Origin of the sequence: Achromobacter sp. RTa (genome assembly GCF_000757485.1) — a bacterium.
Taxonomy (GTDB): Bacteria; Pseudomonadota; Gammaproteobacteria; order Burkholderiales; family Burkholderiaceae_B; genus Achromobacter.
Genome location: NZ_JPYO01000041.1, coordinates 171328 through 184446, shown reverse-complemented (window position 1 = coordinate 184446; position 13119 = coordinate 171328). Strand labels below are relative to the sequence as shown.

The window sequence follows — 13119 nt, the reverse complement described above, 5'->3', positions numbered from 1 at the left end:
GCCCGTGGCGCCACAAGCTTACAGGCCAATACAGTAAGACGCCGCCCGGACGGGCTTATTCCATAGGGGAATAAATTTTTTCGCCTGCCGTCCTACAGGGGTAATCAGCGCCCCATGGGCAAGGAGCCTCATGCAGCAAGGACCTAAAAGCGAAGCCAGGCCGCTAAATGCCCGGCAAACCAGCCTACGGCTGGGCGCGATCGGCGCCATCGTGCTGTTCTCGGGAGCGGCCTTCGCGTATGTGGGCGGCTGGCTGGACCCGCAGCGGCTGACGCCGGCCCGGGTGGTGGACGCCCTGGAAGCCAATAGCGGCGTTCATGCGGGCTTTCGCCGCAATCACGCAAAAGGAGTCTGTGTCGTCGGCCGCTTCGAAAGCAGCGGCGCTGCGCAATCCCTGTCCACGGCAGCGGTATTCGCGCCGGGCAACACGCCGGTGGTGGGCCGGCTGGCCTTGCCGGGCGGCAATCCGTTTGCGCCCGATTCCAGTGTTCCCATCCGCAGTTTCGCCCTGCAATTCACCTCCGCCGACGGCGAACAATGGCGCACCGGCATGAACAGCATGCCGGTGTTCCCGCTGAACACCCCGCAGGCGTTCTACGACCAGCAGCTTGCCGCGCGCCCCGATCCCAAGACGGGCAAGCCCGATCCGCAGCGCATGCAGGCCTTCTTCGCGGCGCACCCCGAGACGGCGGCATTCCGGGCATGGGCCAAGACGGCCAAGCCTTCGGCCAGCTACGCCACCGAAAGCTATTACGGCCTGAACGCCTTTTACCTTGTCGATGCGCAAGGCAAGCGGCAGCCCGTGCGCTGGCGCCTGGCGCCGCTGGAAGCCGCGGCCGCGCCCTTGGCCGAGCCGGGGCACGGCGCCGATTACCTGCAGGCCGATCTACGGCAACGCCTGGAGCAAGGCCCTTTGCGCTGGCGCCTGCTGATGACGCTGGGAACCGCGGAGGATTCCACCCGCGACGCCACCCGGCAATGGCCGGAGGATCGCCCCACCGTCGATGCCGGCACCGTGGTGATCACCCGCAGCGTCCCGCAGGACGAAGGCCCATGCCGCGACGTGAATTACGACCCGACCATATTGCCACGCGGCATGGCCATTTCCGACGACCCGCTATTGCCGGCGCGTTCGGCCGCCTATGCCACGTCCTATGAACGCCGCACGGGCGAAGGGCCTCCTCAAGACTCCCGGGCCTCATCCCATTCGAACCAACCGGAGCGCGCGCAATGAGCCTGCCAGACTATTCAATCCATCAAGCTCCGGCCCGGTTCAGCCTGCTTTCCCGCCTGCTGCACTGGCTGATGGCGATCGGCATCATCGCCATGCTGTTCATCGGCGTGGGCATGGTGGCCTCGGTCTCCGAGCGGCATCAATGGCTGCTGCAGATCCACAAGCCCTTGGGCGCGGCGCTGCTGGTGCTGGTATGCGTCCGCCTAGGCACGCGGCTGTACAAAGGGGCGCCCGCCCTGCCTTCCGACATGCCGGCGTGGCAGCGCCATGCCGCCCTCGCCTCGCACATTTTGCTGTATGCGCTGATGTTCGCGATGCCGCTGATCGGTTGGGCCATGGTCTCGGCCGGGGGCTATCCGGTGACGGTGGGCAGTTGGCAGTTGCCGCCCATCGCGCCGGCCGATGCCGCCTTGTTCGCCTGGCTGCGCGGCGCCCACCGCTACCTGGCCTTCCTGCTGTTTGCGACGGTACTGCTGCATCTTGCGGCGGCGCTGTTCCATGGATGGATACGGCGTGACGGCGTGCTGCAATCGATGACACGCGGCCGCTGAGGCGGGCGCGACCCGGCGCCCTGTTGCTTCCCCGCGCCAGGCCGCCCCGCCTATCTCGGGTTGCGGGCGCGCTCGCGCGCGGCGGGGTCGGCGCTGTATGCATCGTCGGTGGCGTTGCGCGGCGCCGCGGTCTGCGCAACGGGGCCTACCATGGCCGGCGCCGCAGAGGCTGCGGCGGCCAATTGCGGCGGAACGACCAGCGCAACGCCCACCGCGAAACGATACGGTTGCAGCGGCAGCAGGCCCTGGATCGTGCCCAGGTCATTGGCCGCCGACGCGCGCGCCTGCAGCTCTGCCAGTTCGTCCCGCTGGGCCTGATTGGCCGCTATGGCAAGCGCCGCCAGCATGGTCTGCCGGTCATGGAAAGCCTGGATGGCGTTCTGCAAGCAATGGGCCGTGTACTGATCGCGCAGCGTATCGACGGGCTCGCCGGGACCCCCGTGCCCTCCGCTGGCCGCCCTTTCATGCGGAGCGGCCGACGCCGCGGGCGGCTGGCGCGCGGCGTGGATCAACGCGAACGATGGCGCCTGCGCGCGCGCCACGCGATCGGAGCCGGCCTGGGCGCGGCTCTGGATATCGTCGATACGGGCGGGGCCGATCGGATCAAGCGCGGCGGAACTCATGGAAGTTCCTTGGCCGGACGCGATCGCTCACGCTGCGTCTCGCTTCGGGTGGATTTGATCCAGAGCATCTGGGCCATGACGCCCACCACGAAAAACGCGAGCCACGCGGCCAGCGCCCCGCGCACCAGCGGAGACTGAGGGCCATCGGCAAGCGGATGGGAGACGGGCAGCCGCGTCAGCGTTTCCGCGATCCCGGGAACCCACATCAGGAAAAAGCTGAAAGAGAACCCCAACTGGGACAGATAGGGCTGTGCGCGCGACAGCGGGAGCAGCCGCTGGACGAGCAGCGCGCCCAATACCGAGACCAACGCCAGGATGCCCAGCACATGTCCGGCATTGACGCCCCCGGAACTGGACAACCCGAATGAGGTGAGCACGGCCAGCAGCAAGCCGCCCAGATAGATCCTGCCGGCGCGCGTGGCGGCGTCGATCCCTCGATACCGCGCAAAACTGTACAGGCCGACGGCGGCGGGCACGAGGCTGATGAGGGTGTGCGTTGCCCCCAAGGTGGAAATGGGATGAGGCATGAACGTGAGCTCCTTGAAAACGCCCGCTCCAGCCACTGGACCGGAGGCGATGCGGGGGATGCGGGCAGGCATAGCAATCAGCCCGTAGGGAATCCAAAAAACAACCAACTAGTTGATCGGTTAATGGTGAAAAAAAAACGCGCCGCTGGACGCGCGCTCCACTCATCGTTCTCAACGCGGGACGGTCAGCTGGCCAATGGCCGCGCGCGAAATGGATGCGAATGCGTCGGGATCGCCGAGCGCCCGCGCGGTCAGCATCGCTCCGTGGATAGTCGACATGAAGGCCTGCGCTTCCACCTGGACGCTATCGCGCAGATGGAATTGCCCCTTGGCGGTTCCGCTTTCCAGCACCGACGCGATCCAGGCGGTCAACTCGCCGAAATAGGCGCGCACCTCGTCGGCGATCGGCTGGGGAACCATGTGCAATTCCGCGGCCAGCATCGCGCAAATGCACATGGACATCGTGCCTTCTCGTATGCAATTGGCCCAATAGTCAGCGTATGCCGTCAGACGCCCTTGAGGGTCCTGGACGTGTTGGTCGAGCGCCGCGAACCCCTCCCGGGCCTGCTCGCGATGCTGCACGACGACGGTGAGGACCAGGTCCGCCTTGGTCGGGAAATGATGATGGATGCTGGGCTTGCCGATGCGGACCCGTTCCGACACATCCGCATAGCTGAACCCGTGATAGCCGCCAGCGGCGAGCAGCTGCCTGGTCTGTTCGACGATCTCGATTGCCCTGGGGGAAAGCTCCAAACTCATAGGAATCCACTCTTGTTCACGGAAAAGGCGAGGCGCGCGGCCAACGCAAGCGGCAGGAAGTTCTTCAGTGCGGCCGCCCGAAACCAATCTACTAGTTGGTCGGTTCTATGTCAAGGCGCGGCCCGGCCGCCGCTGGCGCTCAGGCCAGCCTCAACTGCGGCCGCAAAAGATCGAAGTTTGCGGCGGCCTCAGTGCGAGGACACATAGGTTGCGCCCGGAAATGGCGCGGGAATGGCGAAGCTCTCTCGCATGCGTTTCGTCTCCGCCGCCGGCGTCAGGCCGAAAAGCCGCTTGAACTCCCGGTTGAACTGCGAAGCGCTCGTGTACCCGACGGCGTGGCTGGCCGCCTCGGCCGTCATGTCCTGGCGCACCATCAGCAGCCTCGCCTGATGCAGCCGTGTCGATTTCACGTACTGCATCGGCGATGCGTGGGTAATTGCCTTGAAATGACTGTGAAAGCTCGGGACGCTCATCCCTGCCACCTCGGCAAGCCGCGCCACGTCGAGCGGCTCGGCATACGCGGCATGAATATGCCGCAGCGACCTGCCGATCCGGCCGAACTGCCCCCTCATTGCCAGCGCCTCCCGCATGGCTCCGCCTTGCGCCCCGGTAAGCACGCGGAAATACAATTCGCGCAGCAGCCCCTGCCCGAGCACGGCTGCCTCCAGCGGCCGGGACATCGCTTCCAGAAAGCGCAGCACCGAGGTTTGCATCCCCGCGTCCATCGGCGTGGACATCATGCTCTGGGGGGCATTGGCGCGGTCGGCCATGCCTTCGCCGTCGATCTGCGCGGCCAGCTCCGCCGCCATTGAAAAATCAAGGTGTAGATAAAGCGCAAGCAGCGGCCGTTCCCGCGTCGCGTCGGTTTCCATGCTGAAGGGCACCGGCACCGAAACGGCAAGATAGTGACCTTCGTCGTATTGATACAGCCGCCCGCCGAAATACCCCCGTTTGCAGCCCTGGCAGACGATGACGATGCCGGGGTCATACAACACGGGCGTGCGAGACATCGCCCGGTCGGAGCGCAGGATACGCACGCTTGGCAGCGCCGTCAGGTTGTAGCCCTCCATGGGCGCCAGCGCGCGCAGCAGCCCGATCGTGCGCGCCCGCCCGTCGGAGGACGAGGGGGCAGCTGGACATTGCTTAAGAATAGTCTTGGCGTTCATAGTTTTAGGCAATAAATATAGCGATATACAGCTTATATGCCTTTTTTCTTCAGACTAACCTGCATTCTCCACACAACGTTTTGGAGAAGCAAGCATGGCTTCCAGCAAGATTCTGCTCATCACGGGCGTCAGCAGCGGATTCGGCCGGGCGCTGGCCGAGGAAGCGCTGGCCGCGGGCCACAAGGTGGCAGGAACGGTAAGAAGCGCCCAGGCCAAGCGCGATTTCGAGTCCCTTTCGGCATCGTCCGCTTTTGGACGCATACTGGACGTCACCGACTTCGACGGCATTGACGGCGTGGTCGCGGAGATCGAGGCGAACATCGGCCCCATCGACGTCCTGGTCAACAATGCGGGCTACGGGCACGAGGGCGTGCTGGAAGAATCGCCGCTGGCGGAGATGCGCCGGCAGTTCGACGTAAATGTGTTTGGCGCCGTCGCCATGATCAAGGCCGCCCTGCCCTTCATGCGCGCGCGCCGGCGCGGCCGCATCCTCAATATCACGTCGATGGGCGGGCTCATCACGATGCCCGGGATTGCCTATTACTGCGGTAGCAAATTCGCGCTGGAAGGCATTTCGGAGAGCCTGGGCAAAGAAGTCGCCCCCTTCGGCATCTCCGTAACCGCCGTGGCGCCGGGCTCTTTCCGCACGGACTGGGCGGGGCGCTCGATGACGCGGACTCCTCGCTCGATCCCGGACTACGACGCCACCTTCGACCCCGTCCGGCGGGCGCGGGAAGAAAAGAGCGGCAAGCAACTCGGCGATCCCGTGAAGGCGGCGCGCGCGATGCTCGCCCTGATCGCGGCGGATCGCGCGCCGGCGCATCTATTGCTCGGCAGCGATGCATTGGCTCTCGTGCGCGCCAACCAGGCGACCTTGGAAGACGAGCGCCGCGCTTGGGAGACGCTCACCGTATCGACGGACGGCTGAGTTCCTTGGCGCGGTTGCCGGCGGACCGAGGCCCGCCCGGTACAATTTCATCGTTCCCGTTCTCGACACCGGAGTCGCCCATGGCGCTGAAACATGCGAGTCCCTTGGAAGTCATCGACCTGTTTCATCGACAGCCGTCCTTGGAACCGGAACCTCCCGTCAGCATCAGCCTGCTGCGCACAACCGAGTTGCAGCTGATCCGGCTGGTCTTGCCCGCCGGGCACCGGATGCCCTCGCATCACGTGCCGGGCGTGCTCACGCTCCAGTGCCTCGCCGGGCGTGTCGATGTCGAAACCCCGGAACGCCAATGCACCCTCGCCGAAGGGCAGCTGGTCATGCTGCAGGGCGAAGAACCCCACAGCCTTCATGCACATGAGCCGGCCGTCGTGCTCCTGACCCTGGTGCACAATCCTCCGGGCGCCTGGCGCCCCAGGGACGCCGGCGACGAGGGCGCCGCCTGCGGCTAGATCATCCGCCGCGCCATCATCGCGCGGATCCTGCCGATGGCCCCGGACGGGTCCAGCCCTTTCGGGCAGATATCGGTGCAGTTCATGATCGTGTGGCAGCGGTAAAGACGATACGGGTCGTTCAGATTGTCCAGGCGTTCCGAGGTGGCCTGATCCCGGGAATCGACGAGGAAGCGGTAGGCCTGCAACAGGCCCGCCGGCCCCACATATTTGTCCGGATTCCACCAGAACGACGGACAGGCAGTGGAACAGCACGCGCACAGGATGCATTCGTACAAGCCATTGAGCTCCTCGCGCTGCTCGGGGGACTGCAAGCGCTCGCGCTCGGGCGGCGGATCGCTATTGATGAGATAGGGCTTGATGGACTGGTACTGCGCGAAGAACTCCGACATATCGACGATCAGGTCGCGGATGACGGGCAGGCCGGGAAGAGGCCTCAAGACGATCCTCCCGGGCAGCTCATTCAGGTTCGTAACGCACGCCAGCCCGTTCCTGCCGTTGATGTTCATCGCGTCCGACCCGCAGACTCCCTCGCGGCAGGACCGGCGAAAACCGATGGAGTCATCGATGCCCTTGAGGTGGACGAGCAGATCGAGCAGCATCTTGTCGCCCGGGGCGACGTCGACCTCGAATGCCTGCATGTACGGAGCGGCGTCCGTATCGGGGTCGTACCGGTAGATTTCGATTTTTCGGCGACTGGTCACGAAGCACTCCTTCCGTCCGAGGCGCTGGCGCGCCGTCGTTGAGAGACTGCGTCGGAATCATCGTAGCAGAGGCCATGCCCCCGAAAGTCGCATCGCCCGCTACCCCGCCTAGCGCGGCTGAGCGGCCAGGTAGTCCTTCAAGGCCTGCACCAACGCCGCCGCCGCGGGCGACAGGCTGCGGTTGCGCGAGGTGACCAGGCCGATCGAGCGTTCGGCCACCGGACCGATCAGCGGGCGCTGCACGATTCCGTTCTGCGCCACGGCGCCCGCGGCGATTTCGGGCAGCGCGGCGACGCCGAATCCGCACTCGACCATGGCGACGATGGTGGTCAGGTGCTCGGCTTCGAACGCAGGCGAGAAGCGGATGCGGTTCTGCAGGAACGCCCATTCGGTGTATTGCCGCACGCTGCTTGGCTGCACCATGGACACGTGCGCGGCGTCGGCCGTGTCCGCCCAGCGCAACGGCCCGCGCGCGCGGGCCAGGGGGTGCGCCTCGGGGATCAGCAGGAGGAAGCTGTCGGACATTAGGGGCACGTAGTGCAGATCGGCGTGCTGGGGGTCGGCGGCGGTCAACGCGAAGTCCACCTCGCCCGCGCGCACCAGGTCGAAGGCCGGTCCCGACAAGGTATCGCGCACCTTCAGCGCCACCAGGGGATGGGCCTGGCGGTAGGCCATGAGCACGCGCGGCAGCAGCCGCGCGGCCACCGAGGGCAAGGCCGCTACCGAGACCTGCCCCTGCTCCGCATTGACGATGCCGCTGACGGCGGCCACGGCGTCGCGGAAGGCCACCTGCAGGCTCGCCGCCTGCTGCATGAAGACCTCCCCCGCCGCGGTGAGCCGGACGGTGCGCGTGGTGCGGTCGAAGAGCCGCACGCCCAGGCCGTCCTCGATGCGTTGTATCTGCGTGGACAGGGCCGATTGGGAAAGGTGCAGTTGCGCCGCCGCCTGGCGGAAGTTGAGCGTGCGGCCCAGGACCAGCGTCGTGTCGATATCGCGCATCGAGAGATTGATCTGCATGGGCCCCACCGTTCGTCATTGATCTGATTTAAAGATCATTCTATCCAAAAAATCTGATTCATCAATCAAAGTGGCTTCTCTACACTCGGCTCCAGCGTAGTTTCAAGATAAGGAGCAAACCATGCAGACGGACGCGAAAGCGCTGCCCAATCCGGGTTCGGCGCACGCGGTGGTGGTGGGCGGCGGCACGATGGGCGCCGACGTCGCCGTGGTATTGACCCGGGCGTCCTGCCGGACGACGGTGATCGAGTCGAACGCCGAACGCGCGGCGGGCCTGCCGGCGCGCGTCGCCGCGAACCTGGATACCATCGGCCGCAAGGAGAATGTGTCGCTGCTGACCACGGCGCCGGACCTGGACGCAGTGGACTGGTCCAGCGTGGATCTCGTCATCGAATGCATTCCCGAACGCCTGGACATCAAGCAGGCGCTGTTCGCGGACCTGGAACGGCGCGCCCGGCCGGACGCCATCCTGGCCAGCAACAGTTCCAGCTTCCCGATCAGCGCGATCGGCCAGGGCCTGGCCACGCGCGGCCGCATGCTGGGCCTGCATTTCTTCATGCCCGCGCACCTGGTGCCGCTGGTCGAAGTGGTGTTGGGCGAAGCCAGCGACTCCGCCTGCGCGGACACGCTCATCGCTTTCATGCGGCGCTGCGGCAGCGTGCCGGTCAAAGTGGGCCAGGACCTGCCCGGCTTCCTGGCCAACCGGCTGCAGCATGCGCTGTCGCGCGAGGCCTTCGACCTGATCGACCGCGGCATCGCCTCGCCGGAAGACGTGGACGCGGCCGTGCGCTTCGGCTTCGGCTTCCGTTTCCTGGCGGCGGGCCCCGTCATGCAGCGCGACCACGCGGGCATCGACGTGCACGCCGCCGCCGGCGCGACCATGTACCCCACGTTCTGCAACGCCGACCATCCGGCCCGCTGCCTGACCGAGCGCGCGCAGGACGGCCGCCACGGGATGAAGGCCGGCGAAGGCTTCTACGCCTGGACGCCCGAAACCATCGCCGCCGAGCGCGAGCGCTATGACCGGCTGCTGCGCGCCGGCCTGGACCTGATCGCCCCTGAACTCCCGGAGATCCAGCCATGAACGCGCTTCCTTTCGCTCCCGCCCCGCTGGCCGGCTCTCCCGTCATCGTCACCGTGGCGCCCAACGGCGCCTACAAACAGGCGGCCGACCATCCGGCCGTGCCGCTGACGGCGGACGCCCTGGCGCGGGAAGCCCGGGCCTGCCTGGACGCGGGCGCCGCCATGATGCACATGCATGTGCGCAAGCCCGACGGCAGCCACCTGCTGGACGCGCAGGCCTACCGCGACGCCCTGGCCGCCGTGCACCGCGCCGTCGGCGACGAATTGCTGGTGCAGGTGACGAGCGAGGCAGCCGGCGTGTACAAGGCGGCCGAGCAGATCGCCCTGGTGCGGGAACTGCAGCCCGAGGCGGTCTCCATCGGGCTGCGCGAGATCGCCGTGCCGGATATTCCGGAGGCGGAACTGGCGGCCTTCCTGGCCTGGATTGCCGAGCGCCGCATCATGACGCAGATCATTTTGTACGACGAAGGCGACGTGCGGCGCTGGCTGGCGCTGCGGCAGCGCGGGCTGGTGCCGCCGGGCGCATGGTCTGTGCTGTTCGTGCTTGGCCGCTACAGCGCGGGCCAGACCTCATCGGCCTACGACCTGCTGCCGTTCCTGGCCGCGTACGACCAATCGCTGCCCTGGGCGGTGTGCGCCTTCGGCCCAGAGGAAAACGCCTGCGTCACGACCGCGGCCGCGTTCGGCGGCCACATGCGCGTCGGCTTCGAGAACAACCTCAAGCTGCGCGACGGCAGCCTCGCGTCCGGCAACGCGGCGCTGGTGGAACAGGCGGCGCAAGGCGCGCGAGCCTTGGGCCGGCCGCTGGCCACCGCGGCCGACGCCCGCCACATCTATGGTGCGGTGCGCTAGAGACGCATTCCAGCAAGCCCTCCGGAAAGCCGGCGGTTCCCAGGGGCCGTCGGCATTTTTTTTGGCAGCATCTTGCACGGTTCCGCATGGCGCAACGCCCGGTGTTTTTTTGCCGTGGCGCAACATTGACGCCGCTCAAGGCCATCTGCTAAAAACTTCGACATCCGCACGTTAAACGCAATGCCCCAAACGTCGCAGCGAGGTGGTGTGTGCAAAACGAGTCTGATGGCTACACAAAGCCGCAGGAACTCCGAAGTTTCCTGTTCCTGACGGCAGTCATGGCCCCCGTCCTGTCGGTCATCATCGTGGCGGGTTACGGTTTCCTCGTCTGGTTCTATCAGCTGTTCGCCGGCCCTCCCGGCAGCTGATGCAACGCGACGGAACCCCCTCCATGTCCGCCCTTCCCCATTCTGCGCCGCCCGCGGCGCCGCCGGAGCTGCACATCGCCAGCCTGGTGGTGCATGCCGCGCCGCGCCGCCTGCCTGGCGTCCGCGAAGCGATCCTCGCCATCGCGGGCGCCGAAATTCATGGCGCTTCCGACACCGGAAAACTGGTGGTCACCCTGGAAGCATCCTCCACCGACGACATGATGGGCCGGATCTCGGAGATCCAGCGCCTGGATGGCGTGCTGGCGTCGGCGCTGGTCTACCAGCATTCCGACACGCTGGACGCGATGAACGAGGAGATTGACGATGGCAATGGCTCGTAGAGACTTCATCAAGCAATCCGCCGCAGCCGCAGCCGCCACCGTGGCCGGCATCCCGATCGTCGGCTACACGCAGAACATCGTCACCGAGTCCGAGGCCGCCAAGCTCAAGTGGTCCAAGGCCCCCTGTAGGTTCTGCGGGACCGGCTGCGGCGTGAACGTCGCGGTGAAGGACAACCAGGTCGTGGCCACGCACGGCGATTTCAATGCCGAGGTGAACAAGGGGCTGAACTGCGTCAAGGGCTATTTCCTGTCCAAGATCATGTACGGCAACGACAGGCTGACCACGCCGCTCCTGCGCATGAAGGACGGCAAGTACGCCAAGGACGGCGAGTTCGCCCCGGTGTCCTGGGACCAGGCCTTCGACGTCATGGCCGAGCAATTCAAGCGGGTGCTGAAGGACAAAGGGCCCGAAGCCGTGGGCATGTTCGGCTCGGGGCAATGGACGGTATGGGAAGGCTATGCCGCGCTCAAGCTGATGAAGGCGGGCTTTCGCAGCAACAACCTGGATCCGAACGCGCGCCATTGCATGGCCTCGGCCGCGGTGGGCTTCATGCGCACCTTCGGCGCCGACGAGCCCATGGGCTGCTACGACGACATCGAGAACGCCGATGCCTTCGTGCTGTGGGGCTCCAACATGGCGGAGATGCATCCGATCCTGTGGACGCGGGTTACCGACCGCCGGCTGTCGGCGCCCAAGACCAAGGTGGCGGTGCTATCCACGTTCGAGCACCGCTCGTACGAACTGGCCGACCTGACCCTGACCTTCACCCCGCAGACGGACCTGGCGATCCTGAACTACATCGCCAACCACATCATCCAGACCAAGCGGGTAAACCGCGATTTCGTGGACAAGCACACGGTGTTCCACGAAGGCAACGCGGACATCGGCTACGGGCTGCGTCCCGACCATCCCCTGCAGAAAGCCGCCAAGAACGCCGACAAGGCGGGCGGCTCGCATCCGATCACGTACGAGGAATTCGCCAAGTTCGTCTCCAAGTACGACCTGGATTACACGTCGAAGCTGAGCGGCGTGCCCAAGAAACAGCTGCAGGACCTGGCCGAGCTCTATGCCGATCCGAAGGTGCGGGTCACGTCTTTCTGGACCATGGGCTTCAACCAGCACACCCGCGGCGTCTGGGCCAACAACATGGTCTACAACATCCACCTGCTGACGGGGAAGATTTCCACGCCGGGCAACAGCCCGTTCTCGCTGACGGGCCAGCCGTCCGCCTGTGGAACGGCGCGGGAAGTGGGCACGTTCTCGCACCGGCTGCCGGCCGACCTGGTGGTGACCAACCCCAAGCACCGCGCCCATGCCGAAGAACTCTGGCAACTGCCCGACGGCACCATCCCCAGCAAGGTGGGCGCGCACGCCGTGCTGCAGAACCGCATGCTCAAGGACGGCAAGATCAACGCCTACTGGGTGATGGTCAACAACAATATGCAGGCCGCCGCCAACCTGATGAACGAGGGCCTGCCGGGCTACCGCAACCCCGAGAACTTCATCGTGGTGTCGGACGCCTACCCCACCGTCACCACCATATCGGCCGACCTGATCCTGCCGGCGGCCATGTGGGTTGAAAAGGAAGGCGCCTACGGCAACGCGGAACGCCGTACCCAGTTCTGGCACCAGTTGGTCAACGCCCCGGGCCAGGCCCGCTCCGACCTGTGGCAGCTCATGGAGTTCTCGAAGCGCTTCAAGGTCGAGGAAGTCTGGCCCGCCGACCTGCTTGCCAAGAAGCCCGAATACCGCGACAAGACCCTGTTCGACGTGCTGTTCGCCAATGGCAAGGTCAACCGGTACCCCAACACCGAGCGCGCCAAGGACTACGCCAACCAGGAATCGGACGCCTTCGGCTTCTATGTGCAGAAGGGCCTGTTCGAGGAATACGCCGAGTTCGGCCGCGGCCACGGCCACGACCTGGCTCCGTTCGATACCTATCACGAGGTCCGCGGCCTGCGCTGGCCGGTGGTCAAGGGCAAGGAGACCCTCTGGCGCTACCGCGAAGGCAGCGACCCCTACGTGAAGCCGGGCGCCGGCTTCGAGTTCTACGGCAACCCCGACGGCCGCGCCATCATCTACGCCCTGCCCTATGAACCGCCCGCGGAATCTCCCGACAAGGAATACCCGTTCTGGCTGTCGACCGGGCGCGTGCTGGAGCACTGGCATTCGGGCTCCATGACGCGGCGCGTGCCCGAGCTGTACAAGGCCTTCCCCAACGCCGTCTGCTTCATGCATCCGGACGACGCGCAGGAAATGGGCCTGCGGCGCGGCGTCGAGGTCGAAATCGTGTCGCGGCGCGGCAAGATGCGCACGCGCGTGGAAACGCGCGGACGCGACAAGCCGCCGCGCGGGCTGGTCTTCGTGCCCTGGTTCGACGCCGGCCAGCTGATCAACAAGGTCACGCTGGACGCCACCGACCCGATTTCGTTCCAGACCGACTTCAAGAAGTGCGCGGTCAAGATCGTCAAGGTCTGAAAGGCGAACCGGAGACAGCC

The 13119-nt window shown here is 66.0% G+C and carries 15 protein-coding genes; 9 read left to right on the top strand and 6 right to left on the bottom strand.

Going from position 1 to position 13119, the window contains the following annotated elements:
* The first annotated feature begins 130 nt into the window (after window positions 1-130).
* Window positions 131-1234, top strand: a complete 1104-nt coding sequence (locus JL37_RS16485; protein ID WP_081955090.1) for a catalase family peroxidase — start codon at window positions 131-133, stop codon at window positions 1232-1234.
* Complete coding sequence (locus tag JL37_RS16480) at window positions 1231-1785, top strand: cytochrome b (protein WP_052097270.1); 555 nt, start codon at window positions 1231-1233, stop codon at window positions 1783-1785. Before JL37_RS16485 ends, JL37_RS16480 begins: the two co-directional genes overlap by 4 nt.
* Window positions 1786-1835: 50 nt before the next feature.
* On the opposite strand, the gene JL37_RS16475 is transcribed toward JL37_RS16480, so the two are convergent.
* From JL37_RS16475 to JL37_RS16460, 4 genes are all read right to left on the bottom strand, one after another.
* Window positions 1836-2408: a hypothetical protein gene (locus JL37_RS16475; protein WP_043545405.1), complete on the bottom strand. Its 573-nt coding sequence runs from the start codon at window positions 2406-2408 to the stop codon at window positions 1836-1838.
* Window positions 2405-2935 (bottom strand): hypothetical protein, encoded by a 531-nt coding sequence (locus tag JL37_RS16470; protein WP_043545808.1) that lies wholly within the window; start codon window positions 2933-2935, stop codon window positions 2405-2407. The genes JL37_RS16475 and JL37_RS16470 overlap by 4 nt, the downstream gene beginning before the upstream one ends.
* A gap of 171 nt (window positions 2936-3106) precedes the next feature.
* The gene (locus JL37_RS16465; protein ID WP_043545403.1) at window positions 3107-3694 is read right to left on the bottom strand and encodes a TetR/AcrR family transcriptional regulator; all 588 of its coding nucleotides are present in this window, start codon (window positions 3692-3694) and stop codon (window positions 3107-3109) included.
* Window positions 3695-3882: 188 nt separating this feature from the next.
* Window positions 3883-4764 carry an AraC family transcriptional regulator gene (locus tag JL37_RS16460; RefSeq protein ID WP_231570373.1) on the bottom strand — a complete coding sequence of 294 codons (882 nt, stop codon included), beginning with the start codon at window positions 4762-4764 and terminating at the stop codon, window positions 3883-3885.
* A gap of 190 nt (window positions 4765-4954) precedes the next feature.
* Between JL37_RS16460 and JL37_RS16455 the strand changes: the two genes are divergently transcribed.
* Both JL37_RS16455 and JL37_RS16450 read left to right on the top strand, forming a co-directional pair.
* Window positions 4955-5788, top strand: coding sequence for an oxidoreductase (locus JL37_RS16455; protein ID WP_043545399.1), 834 nt, complete (start codon window positions 4955-4957; stop codon window positions 5786-5788).
* An 80-nt stretch (window positions 5789-5868) separates the two neighbouring features.
* A complete protein-coding gene (locus JL37_RS16450) occupies window positions 5869-6255 on the top strand; it encodes an AraC family ligand binding domain-containing protein (protein ID WP_052097268.1) in 387 nt (128 codons plus the stop codon).
* Here the strand turns inward: JL37_RS16450 and JL37_RS16445 are convergent.
* Together JL37_RS16445 and JL37_RS16440 are read right to left on the bottom strand one after the other, a co-directional pair.
* Window positions 6252-6959: a succinate dehydrogenase iron-sulfur subunit gene (locus tag JL37_RS16445; protein ID WP_043545396.1), complete on the bottom strand. Its 708-nt coding sequence runs from the start codon at window positions 6957-6959 to the stop codon at window positions 6252-6254. The two genes, JL37_RS16450 and JL37_RS16445, sit on opposite strands and share 4 nt — an antisense overlap.
* Window positions 6960-7067: 108 nt before the next feature.
* Window positions 7068-7976: a LysR family transcriptional regulator gene (locus JL37_RS16440; protein WP_043545393.1), complete on the bottom strand. Its 909-nt coding sequence runs from the start codon at window positions 7974-7976 to the stop codon at window positions 7068-7070.
* A gap of 121 nt (window positions 7977-8097) precedes the next feature.
* Between JL37_RS16440 and JL37_RS16435 the strand changes: the two genes are divergently transcribed.
* The 5 genes from JL37_RS16435 (at window position 8098) to napA (ending at window position 13099) form a co-directional block, all read left to right on the top strand.
* Entirely contained in the window at window positions 8098-9060 is a 963-nt protein-coding gene (locus tag JL37_RS16435; protein ID WP_043545391.1) for a 3-hydroxyacyl-CoA dehydrogenase family protein, read from the top strand.
* Window positions 9057-9911 carry a 3-keto-5-aminohexanoate cleavage protein gene (locus tag JL37_RS16430; protein WP_043545390.1) on the top strand — a complete coding sequence of 285 codons (855 nt, stop codon included), beginning with the start codon at window positions 9057-9059 and terminating at the stop codon, window positions 9909-9911. The genes JL37_RS16435 and JL37_RS16430 overlap by 4 nt, the downstream gene beginning before the upstream one ends.
* Window positions 9912-10120: 209 nt before the next feature.
* Window positions 10121-10279, top strand: coding sequence for a periplasmic nitrate reductase, NapE protein (gene napE / locus JL37_RS16425; protein WP_042793085.1), 159 nt, complete (start codon window positions 10121-10123; stop codon window positions 10277-10279).
* 23 nt (window positions 10280-10302) lie between these two features.
* Complete coding sequence (locus tag JL37_RS16420) at window positions 10303-10620, top strand: chaperone NapD (protein ID WP_043545389.1); 318 nt, start codon at window positions 10303-10305, stop codon at window positions 10618-10620.
* On the top strand, window positions 10604-13099 hold the full coding sequence (napA, locus tag JL37_RS16415) for a periplasmic nitrate reductase subunit alpha (RefSeq protein ID WP_043545387.1): 2496 nt from the start codon (window positions 10604-10606) through the stop codon (window positions 13097-13099). The genes JL37_RS16420 and napA overlap by 17 nt, the downstream gene beginning before the upstream one ends.
* Window positions 13100-13119 lie beyond the last annotated feature (20 nt).

Excerpts from the sequence above, each read along its gene's own strand:
- JL37_RS16450 (WP_052097268.1), top strand. The coding sequence starts at position 5,869 with ATGGCGCTGAAACATGCGAGTCCCTTGGAAGTCATCGACCTGTTTCAT.
- JL37_RS16485 (WP_081955090.1), top strand. The coding sequence starts at position 131 with ATGCAGCAAGGACCTAAAAGCGAAGCCAGGCCGCTAAATGCCCGGCAA.
- JL37_RS16475 (WP_043545405.1), bottom strand. The coding sequence starts at position 2,408 with ATGAGTTCCGCCGCGCTTGATCCGATCGGCCCCGCCCGTATCGACGAT.
- JL37_RS16430 (WP_043545390.1), top strand. The coding sequence starts at position 9,057 with ATGAACGCGCTTCCTTTCGCTCCCGCCCCGCTGGCCGGCTCTCCCGTC.
- JL37_RS16440 (WP_043545393.1), bottom strand. The coding sequence starts at position 7,976 with ATGCAGATCAATCTCTCGATGCGCGATATCGACACGACGCTGGTCCTG.
- JL37_RS16460 (WP_231570373.1), bottom strand. The coding sequence starts at position 4,764 with ATGGAGGGCTACAACCTGACGGCGCTGCCAAGCGTGCGTATCCTGCGC.
- JL37_RS16470 (WP_043545808.1), bottom strand. The coding sequence starts at position 2,935 with ATGCCTCATCCCATTTCCACCTTGGGGGCAACGCACACCCTCATCAGC.
- JL37_RS16480 (WP_052097270.1), top strand. The coding sequence starts at position 1,231 with ATGAGCCTGCCAGACTATTCAATCCATCAAGCTCCGGCCCGGTTCAGC.
- JL37_RS16435 (WP_043545391.1), top strand. The coding sequence starts at position 8,098 with ATGCAGACGGACGCGAAAGCGCTGCCCAATCCGGGTTCGGCGCACGCG.
- JL37_RS16465 (WP_043545403.1), bottom strand. The coding sequence starts at position 3,694 with ATGAGTTTGGAGCTTTCCCCCAGGGCAATCGAGATCGTCGAACAGACC.
- napA (WP_043545387.1), top strand. The coding sequence starts at position 10,604 with ATGGCAATGGCTCGTAGAGACTTCATCAAGCAATCCGCCGCAGCCGCA.
- JL37_RS16455 (WP_043545399.1), top strand. The coding sequence starts at position 4,955 with ATGGCTTCCAGCAAGATTCTGCTCATCACGGGCGTCAGCAGCGGATTC.
- JL37_RS16420 (WP_043545389.1), top strand. The coding sequence starts at position 10,303 with ATGTCCGCCCTTCCCCATTCTGCGCCGCCCGCGGCGCCGCCGGAGCTG.